This is a genomic window from Candidatus Accumulibacter sp. ACC007 (assembly GCF_907163205.1).
GTDB classification, from domain to species: domain Bacteria; phylum Pseudomonadota; class Gammaproteobacteria; order Burkholderiales; family Rhodocyclaceae; genus Accumulibacter; species Accumulibacter regalis.
In genome coordinates, this window is sequence record NZ_CAJQUD010000001.1 from 669,454 (window position 1) to 685,481 (window position 16,028).

The window sequence follows — 16,028 nt, forward strand, 5'->3', positions numbered from 1 at the left end:
CTGCGGTCAGGCTCTGCAAAGGGCTCTCCCCGGCAGGGAGCGATGGCGAGCGTTCCCGCTTCCGCACTTTCTACCCTCGGAGCATAAGTTGGCACGTCGCAGAGTCGTTATCACTGGCCTGGGTATTCTTTCTCCGGTTGGCAATTCCGTTGAAACGGCCTGGCAGAACATCATTGCCGGACGCTCTGGCATTGACCGGATCACCCGTTTTGATGTTTCCAGCTTTCCCGTGCAGATTGCCGGCGAAGTGCGCGACTTCGACATTGGCCAGTACCTCTCGGTCAAGGAAGCGCGGCGCATGGACGTTTTCATCCATTACGGTATGGCGGCCGGCATTCAGGCGATCCGCGACGCCGGGCTGGAAGCGCAGCCGGCGCAAGCCGAGCGCGTCGGGGTTTCGATCGGTTCCGGGATTGGCGGGCTGCCGATGATCGAAGGGACCTGCGACGACTTTGCGGCCGGTGGTGTGCGCAAGGTGTCGCCTTTCTTTGTGCCTGGTTCGATCATCAACATGATCTCCGGTAACCTGTCGATCATGTACGGCTACAAGGGCCCCAACATCTCGCTGGTCAGCGCGTGTTCGACGGGGACGCACAGCATCGGCGATGCTGGCCGTCTGATCGAGTACGGCGATGCCGACGTGATGATTGCCGGTGGCGCTGAAGGCTGCCTGTCGAAGCTTGGCCTGGGGGGCTTTTGCGCTCCACGTGCCTTGTCCACGCGCAACGACGATCCGCAGACTGCCAGCCGTCCGTGGGACAGGGACCGTGACGGCTTCGTTCTCAGTGAAGGCGCGGGCGTCGTGGTGCTGGAAGAATACGAGCACGCCAAGGCACGCGGTGCTCGGATTTATTGCGAGCTGGCGGGCTTCGGCATGAGCGCCGATGCCAACCACATCACCGCACCGTGCGAAGACGGTGAGGGCGCGGCGCGTTGCATGACCAATGCCTTGCGTAGCGCGGAGCTGAATGCCGAGGACGTGCAGTACGTCAATGCACACGGTACTTCGACGCCCTTGGGCGACAAGGCGGAGACCATTGCCGTCAAGCGCGCTTTCGGCGAACACGCGAAGAAGCTGGTCGTCAATTCCACCAAGTCGATGACCGGCCATCTTCTCGGCGCTGCGGGCGGCGTCGAGGCGCTGTTTTCGGTGCTTGCGGTCTACCATCAGATTTCGCCGCCGACCATCAACCTCTTCAGTCCCGGAGAGGGTTGCGATCTCGACTATTGCGCCAATGAGGCGCGTCAACTCAAGATCGATGCGGCAATTTCGAACTCCTTCGGCTTCGGCGGTACAAACGCCACCGTCGTCTTCAAGCGGATCTAGGCTCCTGGCGCCCTGACGGGCGGCGTGCGCATGGCATGCACTTCCCGATGCACATCGCGTTGCGCCGCTCGCGTCTCCTGTTTGTCCTGAACCTTGTGCTGCATGCCCTGGCTACGGCTTCAGTGTTGCTGATGCCATGGCCGCCGAGCGTCCGTTTTCTGCTGCTGGCGCCACTCGCCTTGTCGCTGTGGCAGCAGGCGTGGCGCCCCTCGAGAGTCATTGGCCTGAGTCTGGCGGAAAGCGGTGAGCTGACCTGTGGATTCGCCAACGGTGAGCAGATCTCGGTACGCGTCCAGCCCGACACGGTCGTCTTCAGCCGGTTGGTTGTCTTGCGCGTTCGCGACAGTGGTACGGCTCGGCTTGATACGCTTGTGCTGTTGCCAGACAGCATGCCGGGCGAGCAGTTTCGCGTGCTGCGTCTGTGGCTACGTTGGCGTGTAGACGCTAGCGGTCAGCTCGAAGGCGGCGTCTGAGTACCGTGTTACGTGCGCGCTCCAGCGTGTGGGGATAATTGCGGCTGGAGTGCAATCCTCGGCTTTCGTGCCGCCGCAGGGCGCAGCGAATGATCAGGTCAGCGGTCACCACCAGGTTGCGCAGCTCGATCAAATCGTGGCTGACTCGGAAAAGCGAGTAGAAATCGTCGATTTCCCGGATCAGCAGGCGGATTCGGTTCTGGGCGCGCTGTAGGCGTTTGGTGGTCCGCACGATCCCGACGTAGTCCCACATGAAGCGCCGCAGCTCGTACCAGTTGTGGGCGATGACGATTTCTTCATCGGGATCGCTGACGCGGCTGTCGTCCCAGGGTGGCAGCTCCGGCAGCGGGCCGTCGGCTTGTTCAAGAATGTCATTGGCCGCCGCTTCGGCGAACACCAGGCATTCGAGTAGCGAGTTGCTGGCCAGGCGATTGGCGCCGTGCAGGCCGGTGCAGGAGGCTTCTCCGGCGACATACAGGCCGGCGACATCGGTGCGTGCGCGCAGGTCGGTAAGCACTCCGCCGCAAGTATAGTGCGCTGCCGGAACCACCGGGATTGGCTGGTGGGTAATGTCTATACCCAACTCGTGGCAGCGGGCCATGATGTTCGGGAAATGCTCGGCGAGGAAGGCGGCTGGCTTGTGCGAGATGTCGAGATAGACACAGTCCAGGCCGCGCTTCTTCATTTCGAAATCGATGGCTCGGGCGACCACGTCGCGTGGCGCGAGTTCGGCGCGTGCATCGTGTCTGGGCATGAAACGCCTGCCGTCAGGGAGCAGCAGCCGTCCGCCTTCACCACGAACGGCTTCCGAAATCAGGAAGGACTTGGCCTGCGGATGATAAAGGCAGGTCGGATGAAACTGGATGAACTCCATGTTTGCTACGCGGCAGCCGGCACGCCAGGCCATGGCGATGCCGTCGCCGGTGGAAGTGTCTGGATTGGTCGTATAAAGATAGACCTTGCCGGCACCGCCGGTGGCGATCAGGGTGTGTCGGGCGGGCAGTGTCAGTACGTCGCCGTTGGCGGTATCCAGCACATAGGCGCCGTAGCAGCGCCGTCCGGTGAGCCCCAGTTTTTCACTGGTAATCAGATCGACGGCGATGTGCTGTTCGAGAATCGTGATATTGGGATGTTGACGAACCTTGTGCGTCAGGGTGGTCTGAACGGCCAGGCCGGTGGCGTCGGCGACGTGGATCACCCGGCGGGCACTGTGGCCGCCCTCCTGGGCCAGGTGGTAGCCATCCTGGTCGCGGGTGAAAGGGACTCCCTGTTCGATCAGCCAGTCGACCGCTCGGCGCCCGTTCTCGATCACGAAGCGCGTCGCCCGGGGGTCGTTAAGCAGTGCGCCGGCGGTAATCGTGTCGCGGATGTGCGCTTCGATCGAGTCGCGATTGTCGAGCACGGCCGCGATTCCGCCCTGTGCCCAACTCGAAGCGCTGTCTTCCAGTGCGCGCTTGCTGATCAGCGTGACCTTGCGCGACGGTGCCAGCCGTAGGGCGGCCGCCTGTCCAGCCAGGCCACTGCCAATGATGAGAACGTCGGAGCAAAGCGCCACGCTGGAGATCCTGCCAGTAAGGGGGTGCAACTATAGCATGTGCGTCGTGGTGCAATAACTCCGCCCATCCCTGCCATTTCCAGGCAGGCGCGGGCGGCCGTCGCTGCTCACGCACTGTTACGATGACAAGTGAACGCTTGCGCTATACTTTTGCGCAAATAACGATATCGTCTTCGACAGGATAAGCAGAGAGCATGAGTGAACGCGAGATTGACCAGTTGCTGGTCGAACGCGCACAGGCCGGCGATAAACACGCATTCGAGCTTTTGGTTGCGAAATACCAGCGCAAGCTCGCACGCTTGTTGTCGCGTTTCGTACGGGACGCGGCTGAGGTCGACGACGTTGCGCAGGAGGCGTTCATCAAAGCTTATCGCGCTTTGCCGTCGTTTCGCGGTGATAGTGCGTTCTATACCTGGCTTTATCGAATTGGCATCAATACGGCGAAGAACTATCTGGTCGCCCAAGGGCGGCGCGCACCGACATCGACCGAATTTGATGCCCAGGACGCCGAGAATTTCGAGGACGCCAGCCAGTTGCGCGACATCAACACGCCGGAAAGCCTCTTGCAGTCGAAGCAGATCGGCGAGACGATCAATGCTGCCATGGACGGTCTCCCGGACGAATTGCGCAGTGCGATCGTCCTGCGCGAGATCGACGGCTTGAGTTATGAGGAAATTGCGGTGGCGATGAGCTGTCCGATCGGCACCGTGCGCTCACGTATCTTCCGCGCTCGCGAGGCGGTAGCCGAGAAGTTGCGACCGCTGCTCGATACCGCTGCCGACCGCAGGTGGTAGTCATGCGCAACAGGCATTTCGTGGCGCTTTCGAGGGTGCCTGGTGACGGATCTTGCTTGCATTGCGTTTTGCCCGATGCACGGAGGCTGCGCCGCAGACGCGCGCTGAGCATCATCGTGACCGAGAGGTGATTGGACAATGGCCGGTGCGTGGGGGACGGTGTCTGCGGTAGAGGGCGAGCACGCCTTGGTACGCATGGACGAGAGCGGCTGCGGTCGCTGCCGCGAAGTCGGCGGCTGCGGTGGCAACCATCTGGCCAAGCTGTTGTGCGCCACGCCGCGCACTTTCCGGGTACCCAACCCTGAACGGCGCGCAGTGGGTGAGCACGTTCGCGTGCGTATCGGCGCCGGCTCGCTTCGCCGCAGTGCGCTTGCTGCCTATGTCTTCCCCCTGCTGGCGCTGTTGATCGGGGCGCTGGCCGGTTCGGCCTGGGCAGGCGAGTTGGGCGCCATCGGCGGTGCGCTTGCCGGTTTGCTGGTCGGCTGGCTGGGCTTGCGCCGTGCGCAACGGCGTGATGCTGCCGACCCGCGCTGCCAGCCATCGATCACATCTTGATCTTCCTTTCTGCCGTCCCCAGATCCGTTGTATTGCTGCCGGTCTGATCGGCACTGACACTCAGGAGGTACTTGGTGCCATGAAACAGCTGTTTACGGCTTTGTTGTTGAGCGTTTTTTCGCTGCTTGGGCAAGCCCAGAGTCGCGGCTTGCCCGACTTCACCGAGTTGGTCGAGAAGCAGGGGCCGGCGGTGGTGAATATCAGTACCACCCAGACGGCACGTAGCAATGGGCGCGGCGCGCATCCGTTCCCGTTTGATGAAGACGATCCCATGTTCGAGTTCTTTCGGCGCTTCATTCCCCGCCAGCCGGGAGTGCCCGGCGTGCCGGGGATACCGGGCCTTCCGGGTGAGCCGCGCGAGTTCCAGAGTCGTTCTCTTGGCTCCGGGTTCATTGTCAGCGCCGATGGTTACATCCTGACCAATGCGCACGTTGTCGATGCTGCAGACGAGATCCTCGTTCGCTTGACCGACAAGCGTGAGCTGAAGGCGAGAGTCATTGGTGCCGACAAGCGTAGCGACGTGGCGCTGATCAAGATTGAGGCGACATCGCTGCCAACGGTCCGTCTTGGTGACCCGAATGCGCTCAAGGTCGGCGAGTGGGTGGTGGCCATTGGTTCGCCGTTCGGCTTTGACAATAGTGTGACTGCCGGAATCGTCAGTGCCAAGGGGCGTTCGCTGCCACAGGAGAACTACGTGCCCTTCATCCAGACCGATGTGGCGGTCAACCCGGGCAATTCCGGCGGGCCGCTGTTCAATCTCCAGGGCGAGGTGGTCGGCATCAACTCCCAGATCTACAGCCGTTCCGGGGGCTTCATGGGCATTTCATTTGCCATTCCGATCGACGTGGCGATGGATGTGCAGGCACAGCTGCGCGCTGCCGGCAAGGTCAGCCGCGGCCGCATCGGGGTTGTCATCCAGGAAGTGAGCAAGGAGCTGGCCGAGTCCTTCGGTCTGAGCCAGGCGATGGGCGCCGCGGTCAACGCCGTCGAGAGCGGCGGGCCGGCGGACAGGGCAGGTGTCGCCGCCGGCGACGTGATCCTGAAATTCGACGGGAAAACCGTCAATAGCTCCAGCGATCTGCCACGCATCGTCGCGGCGACCGCGCCGGGTAGCAAGGTCAAGATTCAGCTGTGGCGCAAGGGGGCCAGCCGCGAGGTGAGCGTGGTGGTCGGTGAAATTCCTGACGAAAAGCTTGCCGGTCGCGCGGCCAGAAGTGGCAAGCCGGCCGAGCGCGCTGCCAATCGGCTCGGTCTGCTGGTCTCCGAACTGACCGCGGAGCAAAAGCGCGAACTCAAGCTCAACCATGGCCTGTTGATCGACGATGTTCGCGGCAATTCGGCGCGCGCCGAGCTACGGCCCGGCGACGTCATCCTGGCCATCATCTCGCGCGGCACGAGCACCGAGTTGACCGGCGTCGAGCAGTTCAACAAGCTGTTGGCAGCGCTTGACAAATCGGCCAACGTGACCCTTCTGGTGCGGCGCGGTGAGGTGCAGACTTTCGTCACCATCAAGGGCCTCGGCGACAGGCGCGCCGAGTGAAGCCGACGACTCGCCTGACGCTTATTTCGCGGCGCTACTGTCATCTTTGTCAGGACATGGAAGCGGCCCTGGCAAGCCTTGCGGAGGAGTTGGATTTTGCGCTCGAGGTGCTCGATGTCGACGCCGACGCGGCGCTGGAAAAGCGCTACGACGAATTGGTGCCGGTCCTCCTGCACGATGGCCGCGAGCTTTGCCACTACTTCCTCGAGGTCAGCAAAGTCCGTGATTATTTGAGCAAAATCGGCTAGAATCCGCGCCTTCAGGCAGTTCGACCAAGGGTGCCCACCGGCACCCTTTTTTTCAGGGGCGGCGCGGCCGAGACGGCGCCGACACGAGGTCCATGCAACACATCCGCAATTTCTCCATCATCGCCCACATCGATCATGGCAAGTCGACGCTCGCCGATCGCATCATCCACCTTTGCGGCGGCCTTTCCGATCGCGAGATGGAGGCGCAGGTGCTGGACTCAATGGCCATCGAACGCGAGCGCGGGATCACCATCAAGGCCCAGACCGCAGCGCTGCAGTACCGGGCGCGCAGTGGTGAGATCTACAACCTGAACCTCATTGACACCCCGGGGCACGTTGACTTCTCCTACGAAGTATCGCGCTCGCTCTCCGCCTGTGAGGGAGCCTTGCTGGTCGTCGATGCCTCACAAGGCGTCGAAGCACAGACCGTCGCCAACTGCTACACGGCGATCGAGCTTGGCGTCGATGTCATGGCGGTTCTGAACAAGATCGATCTGCCTTCGGCGACGCCGGACAAGGCGCGCCAGGAAATCGAGGATGTGATCGGCATCGACGCCAGCGACGCGGTATTGACCTCGGCAAAAACGGGCCTGGGCGTCGAAGACGTCCTGGAAGCCATCATCGAGCGCATTCCCGCACCCAAGGGTGACCCGGAGGCGCCGCTCAAGGCACTGCTGATCGACGCCTGGTTCGACAACTACGTTGGCGTGGTGATGTTGGTGCGTGTCTTTGACGGCACGCTGCGGCCGAAAGAGAAAATTCGCCTGATGGCCACCGGCTCTGCGCACCTCTGCGAGCAGGTCGGCGTGTTCACCCCCAAGGCGGTGCCCCGCGATGCCTTGCGTGCCGGCGAAGTGGGTTACATCATTTCCGGGATCAAGGAACTGCAGGCCACCAAGGTCGGCGACACGGTGACCCTGTTTGACCGGCCGGCTGCACAGGCTTTCCCGGGGTTCAAGGAAATCAAGTCGCAGGTCTTCGCCGGTCTCTATCCGGTGGAGTCCAATCAGTACGATTCGCTGCGCGAGGCACTCGAGAAGCTGACGCTGAACGACGCTTCGCTGCGTTACGAACCCGAGGTCTCGCAGGCGCTCGGCTTTGGTTTTCGTTGCGGCTTTCTCGGCCTGCTGCACATGGAGATCGTCCAGGAACGTCTCGAGCGCGAGTTCGACCAGGACCTGATCACCACGGCACCAACGGTCGTCTATGAAGTGCTGCTGCGTGACGGCAGCGTCGTTCAGGTGGAGAACCCGGCCAAGCTGCCGGATCTGTCAAAGACCGAGGAAGTCCGCGAACCGATCATCACGATTACCGTCTTCGTGCCGCAGGACTACCTGGGCAACGTCATCACCCTGTGCAACCAGAAACGCGGCAACCAGGTCGACATGACCTATCACGGTCGTCAGGTGCAACTGGTTTACGAGATGCCGATGGCCGAAGTGGTGATGGATTTCTTCGACCGCCTGAAGTCGGTTTCGCGTGGCTACGCTTCGCTCGACTACGAGTTCAAAGAGTATCGTGCGGCCGACGTGGTCAAGCTCGACATTCTGATCAACGGTGAAAAAGTCGATGCCCTGTCAGTCATCCTGCATCGCAGCAACGCCATCTATCGCGGCCGTGAACTGGCGGCCAAGATGCGTGAGTTGATCCCGCGGCAAATGTACGATGTCGCCATTCAGGCCACCATCGGCGCCAACATCATTGCCCGTGAGAACGTCAAGGCGATGCGCAAGGACGTCACCGCCAAGTGTTATGGTGGTGATATCTCGCGCAAGCGGAAGCTGCTCGAGAAGCAGAAGGCAGGCAAGAAGCGCATGAAACAGGTCGGATCAGTCGAGATTCCACAGGAGGCTTTCCTTGCTGTGTTGCGTGTCGGCAAGTAGAGGGGAGTGAGCCAGTGAATTTTGCATTGATCCTGTTGATCCTGTTGCTGGTCAGCGGTGCCGTCTGGGCAGCGGATGCCTTCTTTTTTCGCAAGCGCCGGGCGGTCGACGCCAGCGAGCCGTGGTGGGTCGAGTATGGGGCAAGTTTCTTCCCGGTCATTCTGGTCGTCTTCGTGCTGCGCTCGTTCATCGTCGAGCCATTCAAGATCCCGTCCGGCTCGATGATTCCGACGCTGCTGGTCGGTGATTTCATCCTCGTCAACAAATATACGTACGGAATTCGTCTGCCGGTTGCCAATCTGAAGATCATCGACATTAACAGTCCGCAGCGGGGTGACGTGATGGTCTTTCGCTATCCGGAGGATCCCTCGCTCGACTACATCAAGCGCGTGGTCGGCATCCCCGGAGACAAAGTGGCCTACCAGAACAAGAAGCTGACGATCAATGGTTTACCCGTACCGCTGGAGGAGGTCGAGGATTATCTGCATCCGGAACGGCTGTACTACTCGGAGCAATTCGTCGAGAAACTGGGCGACGAGGGACATCGAGTGCTCAATGATCGGGATGCTCCGGCGTTCATTCCCCATCCCGCGCAGTTCCCGAACCGCGGGAATTGCACCTACAATAACGTCGGCGTGATCTGTACCGTGCCGCCGGGCGAGTATTTCGTGATGGGCGACAATCGCGACAACAGTCGTGACAGCCGCTTCTGGGGTTTCGTGCCCGAAGAGAATATTGTCGGCAAGGCTTTCTTCATCTGGTTGAATTTCAGTGATTTCAAACGGATTGGCTCGTTCGGTTGAGGACTCACACTATGACTATCAAGCGTCAGCGTGGTTTGGCACTTTCCGCTCTTCTGCTGTGGGGCATCGTAATTGGGCTGGTCGCCATCCTCGTCATCCGAGTACTTCCCGACGTGATCGAGTATTTCAAGATCAGGCACGCGGTCAAGGTAGTGGCCGCTGAGTCCTCGGGTAAGACCGTCCCCGAGATTCGGCAGGCTTATGGCCGCTATGCTGAAGTCGAGCATATCAAGACCTTCGGCCCGGCTGATCTGGATGTCTTCAAGGAGGACAACCAGGTGGTCGTTGGCTTTGCCTACGAGAGACGTATCCCGCTCGTTGGCAATGTCAGTCTTCTGATCGATTTCGCCGGCTCGTCGTCGGCACGCGACTCCGGACAATGACCGAACGCAGATTCGAAAAGGCGTTCGGTTACAGCTTCCGGGATGGCGAACTCCTGCAGACGGCCCTGACGCACCGCAGCTACTCTTCTCCGCATAACGAGCGCTTCGAATTCCTCGGTGATGCCGTTCTCAATGCGGTTATAGCACGGCGCTTGTTCGAACAATTCCCGACGCTTCCCGAAGGCGATCTGTCGCGGCTACGGGCCAACCTCGTACGTCAGGACAGCTTGCACCAGCAAGCGCTGGCGCTCTCATTGGGCGACTATCTGCTGCTTGGAGAGGGTGAGCAGAAGAGCGGTGGGCATCGACGCCCGTCGATCCTGGCCGATGCCCTCGAGGCGCTGTTTGGCGCAGTATGGCTGGACGCCGGTTTCGACGCGGCCAGCGAAGTGATCCTTCGTCTGTACCAGGACATGCTCGCGCAACTGGCTCCAGGAGAAGGGATCAAGGACGCCAAGACGCGCTTGCAGGAGTACCTGCAGGGCCGACGCCTGGCTTTGCCACAGTACGCGCTGACCAACACTGCGGGCGAAGCGCACGCGCAGCATTTCACGGTTACGTGCACCATCGACGCTTTGCGTGTCTGCAGCGAAGGTAGCGGCAGCACGCGCCGTGCGGCAGAACAGGTGGCTGCCGAACGCGCGCTCGAAGCGGTGGCCAGCTGATGAGTGAAATCCGCTCTGGACGGATCGCCATCGTCGGTCGCCCCAACGTCGGCAAGTCGACGCTGCTCAACGCTTTGATCGGCGAAAAGGTGAGCATCGTCTCGCGCCGCGCCCAGACCACTCGCCATCGCATCATGGGCATCCTCACCGCGGCAGATGCACAGTATGTCTTTGTCGATACACCAGGTTTCCAGACCCGGCACGTCAACGCGCTCAACCAGGCGATGAACCGTGGCGTCAGGCAGGCGCTTGCCGAAGTGGACGTCATCCTGTTTGTCGTCGAGGCCTGCCGCTTTGACGACCGTGATCGGGCGGTACGCAAACTGCTGCCCGAAGGCTGTCCGGTGATCATCGTGGTGAACAAGATCGACCAGATCAAGAACAAGGCCGAGCTCTTGCCGAATCTCACGCAACTGGCTGGCGAGGGTGAGTTTACGGCCATCGTTCCGGTCAGCGCGACGCGCCGCGCGCAGCTCGATGCGCTGCTTGGCGAAGTGCGCAAGCACTTGCCGAACGACGAGCTGCTCTTCGCTGAGGACGAGATCACCGACCGCAGCGAAAAATTCCTGGCTGCCGAGTACATTCGTGAAAAGCTCTTTCGCCTGATTGGCGACGAGCTTCCGTACGGCGCCACCGTCGAGATCGAGCGCTTCGTCATCGACGGTGAGCTGCGCCGCATCAGCGCGGCAATTGTCGTCGACCGTGCCGGACACAAGTCAATTGTCATCGGAAAGGGTGGCGAAGTGGTCAAGCGAATTGCCTCCGAGGCGAGACAGGACATGGAGCGGATGTTTGGCGGGCCGGTCTTTCTGGAAGTTTTTGTCAAGGTCAACTCGGGTTGGGCCGACGATGCGCAATTACTCAAGAGCCTGGGCTACGAATAGGACGCATCGTGCCTCGCGGCAAGACGCGCCGAAGAGCTCGATGCTGGCCGGCGAGCGGGTCGGGACGTGAATCCGCGGCACAAGGTCGATGGACAGCCGGCGTTTGTGCTGCATGCCTACCCTTACAGCGAAACCAGCCTCATCGTCGATGTCTTTTCGCGCGACTTCGGGCGCGTGGCGCTGCTCGCGCGTGGCGCGCGGCGGCCGCGCTCGGTCTTGCGGGGCGTGCTGCTGGCTTTCCAGCCGCTTGAAGTCGGCTGGGCGGGCAGGGGTGAGGTGCAGACGCTGATGAGAGCCGAATGGCGGGGCGGACAGCCCCTGTTGGCGGGAAAGGCGCTGTTTTGCGGCTACTACCTGAACGAGCTGTTGATGCACCTGCTGCCCCGAGAGGATGCGCATGCCCGTCTTTTCTCGGTCTATGCGGAGACTTTGCGCCGTTTTGCCGCTGGCGCGCAGGAAGCGGACCTACGCTGCTTCGAACGGGCGCTCCTGCAGGAACTGGGCTACGGGCTGATGCTCGACACCGACGCCGACGGTGTCACGGTCGAGGGTACCGCGCACTACGGCTACGAGATAGAGCGCGGCCCGGTACGCCTTGCCGGGCCGGGCGACTCGCTGCTCGCGGTGAGCGGCAGGACGCTGCTCGACCTGGCGCGGGAGGACTTTTCCGATCCCCGCTCGCTGGCCGAAGCCAAGCAGCTGATGCGCACGCTGATTGGCCACTATACCGGCGGCAGGCCCCTGGCAAGCCGCCGGATCTTCAGGGAGCTACAGGAACTATGATCGAACTTGGCGTCAATATCGACCACGTGGCGACGATCCGGCAGGCGCGCTGCACCTACGAGCCCGATCCGGTCTGGGCGGCGGTCGAAGCGCACCTCGGTGGGGCCGATGGGATCACCATCCACCTGCGCGAGGATAGGCGACACATCCAGGACGCCGACGTCGAGAAACTGCGCGAGCTGGCGCAGATCAAGCTCAACCTTGAACTGGCTGCGACCGATGAAATGATCGCCATCGCCTGTCGCGTCAAGCCGCAGATGGCGATGCTGGTGCCGGAAGGTCGGCACGAAGTGACTACCGAAGGCGGGCTCGACGTCCTCTCGCAAGAGCCCACGCTGCGCCGGTCGGTGGCCCGTTTGGCGGACGCCGGCATCATCAGCAGCGTCTTTATCGACGCCGACCCTGCGCAGGTGGAAGCCGCCGCACGCATCGGTGCGCGCGTCTGCGAGATCCACACCGGCCCTTATGCACACGCTTTCTACACCCAGGGGCGAGATCCCGAAAGCCCCGCGGTCCTGGCAGAGATCGAAAAGATCAGCATCGCCGGCGCGGTGGCGCGCCAGCTCGGGATGCGTTTCAACGCCGGGCATGCGCTCAACTACTTTAACGTCCAGCCGGTGGCGCAGTTGGTCGGCATCCGCGAGTTGCACATCGGCCACGCGATCATCAGCCGGGCGATTTTCGTCGGATTGCGCGAGGCAGTCCGGGAAATGAAACGCCTGCTGCGCGAGGCGCAGGCGCTGCCGCCGGCAACGGCCACATGATCGCGGGTGTCGGCACCGACATCGTCGCCGTGGCGCGCCTGGGTGGGCTCTACGAGCGGCACGGCCAGCGCGCGCTGGCCAAGCTCTTGTCGGCGCGGGAATGCACGGAGTTTGCGCGTGCCCACCAGCCGGCGCGCTTTCTCGCCAAGCGTTTCGCCGCCAAGGAAGCATTCGCCAAGGCGCTCGGGATCGGTCTGAGGTCGCCGGCGACGCTGCCGAATATCGCGGTCGTTCATGATTCGCTGGGCCGCCCCCTGTTCGAGTACGCAGCACCGCTGGCCACTCTTCTCGCCCAGCGTGGGTGGGTCGCCCACCTCTCGATAAGCGACGAGAACGACTATGCTGTTGCCTTTGTAATCATGGAGCAGGCAGGGACACCATGAATGAAGCGAACTCACCCATCCAACGGCCGCTCGGCCCGCTGATGATCGACATCGCCGGGCTTGGCCTGTCAGATCTCGAACGCCAGCGTCTGTGCCATCCACTGGTCGGCGGTCTGATTCTTTTTTCCCGCAACTACCAATCGCCCGAGCAGCTCGAACAGCTGACCAGCGACGTCCACGCCCTGCGCGAACCGGCACTGCCGATTGCCATCGATCACGAGGGGGGCCGGGTGCAGCGCTGCCGGCACGGCTTCACGCCTCTGCCGGCGATGCGCCGTCTCGGCGAGTTGTGGGACCGCGACCCGCGGGCTGCTTTGATGGCAGCCGGCGAGCTGGCTTATGTTCTCGCTGGCGAACTTCGCGCGCGCGGCGTCGATCTGTCGTTTACGCCGGTACTCGATCTCGACTGGGGGAGAAGCAGCGTCATCGGTGACCGTTCCCTGCATGGCGACCCGGCGGTTGTTGTCGAGCTGGCGGCGGCGTTCATCGCCGGTTTGCGCAGTGCCGGCATGGCCGCCTGTGGCAAGCACTTTCCCGGGCACGGCTGGGTCGAGGCCGATTCGCACGTCGACCTGCCGGTTGACACGCGTCGGCTGGACGAGCTGGCGCCCGACCTCGAACCCTACCGGCGCTTGCCCCTCGACGCGGTCATGCCGGCGCACGTGATCTACCCGCAGGTCGATTCCCGCCCGGCGGGCTTCTCGCCTGTCTGGATACGCCTGCTACGCGAGGAACTGGGTTTCGACGGGGTGATCTTCAGCGATGACCTGTCGATGGCCGGGGCCAGCGTCGCTGGCGACATCGTCGCGCGCTGCACGGCCGCCTGGGACGCCGGTTGCGACATGTTGCTGGTGTGCAATACCCCGGAATCGGTCGGCGACCTGCTGGCACGCTGGCGACCGGTCGCCGATCCGCAGCGCGCCGCACGGGTGGAGCGCCTGTCCCCGGTGACCCAGGCCGTCGATTGGGCCAGCCTGCAGCAGGAAGACGTTTATCAGTCCGGGATCAAGGCCGCGCGACAACTGTCGGCCTGAGGAAAAAAACAGGCCGCCGAGGCGGCCTCCTCTTGCCGATCGCAAGCGGTCGCCGCGTGGCGGATGGCTAGCGAACGCGCGAGCGGTATTCGTTGGAGCGGGTGTCGATATCGATCTTGTCGCCAATCTCGACGAAAGCGGGGACCGGCAGCTCGAAACCGGTGGCCAGACGGGCCGGTTTCATGACCTTCCCCGAGGTGTCACCTTTCACTGCAGGCTCGGTATACACGACTTCGCGAACGACGCTGCTCGGCAGATCGACCGAGATCGCCTTGTTGTTGTAGAAGACTGCCTCGCAGGGCATGCCATCTTCGAGATAGTTGAGCGCGTCGCTCATGCAGTCGGCTTCGATTTCATACTGGTTGTACTCGGCGTCCATGAAAACGTAGAGCGGATCGGCGAAGTACGAGTAGCTGACTTCCTTGCGCTCGAGCTGGATGACGTCGAACTTGTCGTCGGCGCGATAGACGGTTTCGCTCGGGGAGTCGGTGAGAAGATTCTTCATCTTCATCTTGACCACCGACGCGTTGCGACCGGATTTGACGTACTCGGTCTTCAGAACCACCATCGGGTCATTGCCGACCATGAAGACGTTGCCGGCGCGAAGCTCTTGTGCTGTTTTCATAGCGCATTCCAGAAAACGGTTGGGGGGAAACCCAAAATTATAGCCTGGAACGGGCAAAGCGCAGCAGGCGAGTGCTCAAATCATCCTCTCTGGCAAGTGCCTTTTGCCACCGTCGTGCGTGCTCGCGCAGCGTCGGCAGACACAACGCGAAGTTCTGCCAGTGCGCGCCGTCGACGTGCCCCACGTTCCACGCGTGCCAGAATTCGCGCACGGCGGTCGCGCTCACCGCCGGCAGGTCGGTGCAGTAGAGGTTCAGGAAAGCGTCGAGCTTGGCAAGGTGGGCGCCTTCCTGCTGCGGGTAGATGTGCCAGACCATTGATCGTGCTGCCCATTGCGCCCGCAGGAAGGAATCTTCGCCGCGGACGAAATTGACGTCGCAGAGCCACAGCAGGTGGTCGTAAACGCTCTGGTCGAGGAAGGGAAGGAGGCGAATTTCAAGCACGCCGCGGCGCACGACATCGCCGGCCCGGAGCGGGTGGCCGGCGTAGCTTTCGATCGCCTTCAGCGGGCGCGAGAGTGGCGCCAGGCAGCAGACAGGCGTCGGCGCGTCCTGCCAGATCCGCAGCAGTTCGCCGATGGCTGGATTCTCATAGGCGAACAGCGACACCAGCAGGCTGCCCGCAGGCGGTGGCCCACCGCCTGCCTGGCGCCAGAAGGCGGCGTGTTGGTCGGCGCTGGCGGCGAACTGCTGGCGGCGGGCGAGAAGGTCGTGCTCGCGCAACAGACCGCCGGTTTCGCGGGTGAATCCGGGAAAGAAAAAGAACTTGTTGAGCGGCAGTCGCGGGTGCGGCGAGGGCAGCGTATGGCAGCCAGCCACCCAGGCTTCGGCGCTCAGATAGTCGAGGTTGATCCAGACAGGGCTCGGCGATTGCTGCGCCATGGCGGCGATGAAAGCCTCGGGGATTCGGCAGGCAAAAGTTTCCAGGACCACCGCCGCAGGGGGCGAGGCGACGAAAGGCGCTTCCCAGCGGCGGACGTCCACCCCGTGCAACTCCTGGATCGACAGCAGTGCGTCCGCTTCCGGAAGCAGCGCCCGGAAGGTCTCCATGTCATCGACCCACAGGCGCACGTGCAACTGCCAGTCGCTGGTCAACTGCCTGGCCAGGCGCCAGCAGACGCCAACGTCGCCGAAATTGTCGATGACCTTGCAGAAGATATCCCAGTCGGGTCGAGTAACGGTGTTCGGCATAAGGGCGGGCGAGTGCTGCGAAGGCGCGCCGTGGGGCGCAGAAATGGGGGCGCTGGGAGCAGGGCAAGCGGGCGTGGTAACATCGAATGTGCCGGGTTTCGCTACCTCGTGCCGCCCCTCGCCATCCTACGCCAGCCGGC

18 protein-coding genes are annotated in these 16,028 nt (G+C 62.4%); 15 read left to right on the plus strand and 3 right to left on the minus strand.

The features are described from left to right. Positions 1-88: 88 nt before the first annotated feature. Together fabF and QZ634_RS02825 are read left to right on the plus strand one after the other, a co-directional pair. Complete coding sequence (gene fabF / locus QZ634_RS02820) at positions 89-1,327, plus strand: beta-ketoacyl-ACP synthase II (protein ID WP_291985394.1); 1,239 nt, start codon at positions 89-91, stop codon at positions 1,325-1,327. A 35-nt stretch (positions 1,328-1,362) separates the two neighbouring features. Further along, positions 1,363-1,800 (plus strand): protein YgfX, encoded by a 438-nt coding sequence (locus QZ634_RS02825; protein ID WP_291985396.1) that lies wholly within the window; start codon positions 1,363-1,365, stop codon positions 1,798-1,800. Here QZ634_RS02825 and nadB read toward each other — a convergent pair. Then, positions 1,772-3,355, minus strand: a complete 1,584-nt coding sequence (gene nadB, locus QZ634_RS02830; RefSeq protein ID WP_291985398.1) for an L-aspartate oxidase — start codon at positions 3,353-3,355, stop codon at positions 1,772-1,774. The genes QZ634_RS02825 and nadB overlap by 29 nt on opposite strands. Positions 3,356-3,549: 194 nt before the next feature. On the opposite strand from nadB, the gene rpoE reads away from it, so the two are divergent. The 13 genes from rpoE to nagZ all read left to right on the plus strand — a co-directional run bounded on the left by rpoE (position 3,550) and on the right by nagZ (position 14,074). Then, entirely contained in the window at positions 3,550-4,149 is a 600-nt protein-coding gene (rpoE, locus tag QZ634_RS02835) for an RNA polymerase sigma factor RpoE (protein ID WP_291985400.1), read from the plus strand. A gap of 138 nt (positions 4,150-4,287) precedes the next feature. Next, positions 4,288-4,704 carry a SoxR reducing system RseC family protein gene (locus tag QZ634_RS02840; protein WP_291985402.1) on the plus strand — a complete coding sequence of 139 codons (417 nt, stop codon included), beginning with the start codon at positions 4,288-4,290 and terminating at the stop codon, positions 4,702-4,704. 79 nt (positions 4,705-4,783) lie between these two features. Next, positions 4,784-6,244, plus strand: coding sequence for a DegQ family serine endoprotease (locus QZ634_RS02845; protein WP_291985404.1), 1,461 nt, complete (start codon positions 4,784-4,786; stop codon positions 6,242-6,244). After that, positions 6,241-6,492 (plus strand): glutaredoxin family protein, encoded by a 252-nt coding sequence (locus QZ634_RS02850; protein WP_291985406.1) that lies wholly within the window; start codon positions 6,241-6,243, stop codon positions 6,490-6,492. The genes QZ634_RS02845 and QZ634_RS02850 overlap by 4 nt, the downstream gene beginning before the upstream one ends. Positions 6,493-6,584: 92 nt before the next feature. Continuing rightward, on the plus strand, positions 6,585-8,375 hold the full coding sequence (gene lepA, locus QZ634_RS02855; RefSeq protein WP_291985408.1) for a translation elongation factor 4: 1,791 nt from the start codon (positions 6,585-6,587) through the stop codon (positions 8,373-8,375). Between the two features lie 14 nt (positions 8,376-8,389). Next, complete coding sequence (gene lepB / locus QZ634_RS02860; protein ID WP_291985410.1) at positions 8,390-9,178, plus strand: signal peptidase I; 789 nt, start codon at positions 8,390-8,392, stop codon at positions 9,176-9,178. Positions 9,179-9,189: 11 nt separating this feature from the next. After that, entirely contained in the window at positions 9,190-9,561 is a 372-nt protein-coding gene (locus QZ634_RS02865; RefSeq protein WP_291985412.1) for a DUF4845 domain-containing protein, read from the plus strand. Then, positions 9,558-10,226, plus strand: a complete 669-nt coding sequence (gene rnc / locus QZ634_RS02870; RefSeq protein WP_291985414.1) for a ribonuclease III — start codon at positions 9,558-9,560, stop codon at positions 10,224-10,226. The genes QZ634_RS02865 and rnc overlap by 4 nt, the downstream gene beginning before the upstream one ends. After that, the gene (era, locus tag QZ634_RS02875) at positions 10,226-11,110 is read left to right on the plus strand and encodes a GTPase Era (protein ID WP_291985416.1); all 885 of its coding nucleotides are present in this window, start codon (positions 10,226-10,228) and stop codon (positions 11,108-11,110) included. The genes rnc and era overlap by 1 nt, the downstream gene beginning before the upstream one ends. Positions 11,111-11,176: 66 nt before the next feature. Continuing rightward, positions 11,177-11,893 (plus strand): DNA repair protein RecO, encoded by a 717-nt coding sequence (gene recO / locus QZ634_RS02880; protein ID WP_291985418.1) that lies wholly within the window; start codon positions 11,177-11,179, stop codon positions 11,891-11,893. Beyond that, positions 11,890-12,657, plus strand: a complete 768-nt coding sequence (locus QZ634_RS02885; protein ID WP_291985420.1) for a pyridoxine 5'-phosphate synthase — start codon at positions 11,890-11,892, stop codon at positions 12,655-12,657. Before recO ends, QZ634_RS02885 begins: the two co-directional genes overlap by 4 nt. Then, positions 12,654-13,040, plus strand: a complete 387-nt coding sequence (gene acpS / locus QZ634_RS02890; protein ID WP_291985421.1) for a holo-ACP synthase — start codon at positions 12,654-12,656, stop codon at positions 13,038-13,040. Before QZ634_RS02885 ends, acpS begins: the two co-directional genes overlap by 4 nt. After that, entirely contained in the window at positions 13,037-14,074 is a 1,038-nt protein-coding gene (gene nagZ, locus QZ634_RS02895) for a beta-N-acetylhexosaminidase (protein WP_291985423.1), read from the plus strand. Before acpS ends, nagZ begins: the two co-directional genes overlap by 4 nt. Before the next feature lie 67 nt (positions 14,075-14,141). Here the strand turns inward: nagZ and efp are convergent, their stop codons facing one another. Continuing rightward, positions 14,142-14,699, minus strand: coding sequence for an elongation factor P (efp, locus tag QZ634_RS02900; RefSeq protein ID WP_291985425.1), 558 nt, complete (start codon positions 14,697-14,699; stop codon positions 14,142-14,144). Between the two features lie 37 nt (positions 14,700-14,736). Beyond that, positions 14,737-15,888, minus strand: a complete 1,152-nt coding sequence (gene earP, locus QZ634_RS02905; RefSeq protein ID WP_291985427.1) for an elongation factor P maturation arginine rhamnosyltransferase EarP — start codon at positions 15,886-15,888, stop codon at positions 14,737-14,739. Positions 15,889-16,028: the final 140 nt, after the last annotated feature.

Excerpts from the sequence above, each read along its gene's own strand:
- acpS (WP_291985421.1), top strand. The coding sequence starts at position 12,654 with ATGATCGCGGGTGTCGGCACCGACATCGTCGCCGTGGCGCGCCTGGGT.
- QZ634_RS02825 (WP_291985396.1), top strand. The coding sequence starts at position 1,363 with ATGCACTTCCCGATGCACATCGCGTTGCGCCGCTCGCGTCTCCTGTTT.
- QZ634_RS02840 (WP_291985402.1), top strand. The coding sequence starts at position 4,288 with ATGGCCGGTGCGTGGGGGACGGTGTCTGCGGTAGAGGGCGAGCACGCC.
- lepA (WP_291985408.1), top strand. The coding sequence starts at position 6,585 with ATGCAACACATCCGCAATTTCTCCATCATCGCCCACATCGATCATGGC.
- nagZ (WP_291985423.1), top strand. The coding sequence starts at position 13,037 with ATGAATGAAGCGAACTCACCCATCCAACGGCCGCTCGGCCCGCTGATG.
- rnc (WP_291985414.1), top strand. The coding sequence starts at position 9,558 with ATGACCGAACGCAGATTCGAAAAGGCGTTCGGTTACAGCTTCCGGGAT.
- rpoE (WP_291985400.1), top strand. The coding sequence starts at position 3,550 with ATGAGTGAACGCGAGATTGACCAGTTGCTGGTCGAACGCGCACAGGCC.
- QZ634_RS02845 (WP_291985404.1), top strand. The coding sequence starts at position 4,784 with ATGAAACAGCTGTTTACGGCTTTGTTGTTGAGCGTTTTTTCGCTGCTT.
- era (WP_291985416.1), top strand. The coding sequence starts at position 10,226 with ATGAGTGAAATCCGCTCTGGACGGATCGCCATCGTCGGTCGCCCCAAC.
- QZ634_RS02885 (WP_291985420.1), top strand. The coding sequence starts at position 11,890 with ATGATCGAACTTGGCGTCAATATCGACCACGTGGCGACGATCCGGCAG.
- earP (WP_291985427.1), bottom strand. The coding sequence starts at position 15,888 with ATGCCGAACACCGTTACTCGACCCGACTGGGATATCTTCTGCAAGGTC.
- efp (WP_291985425.1), bottom strand. The coding sequence starts at position 14,699 with ATGAAAACAGCACAAGAGCTTCGCGCCGGCAACGTCTTCATGGTCGGC.
- QZ634_RS02865 (WP_291985412.1), top strand. The coding sequence starts at position 9,190 with ATGACTATCAAGCGTCAGCGTGGTTTGGCACTTTCCGCTCTTCTGCTG.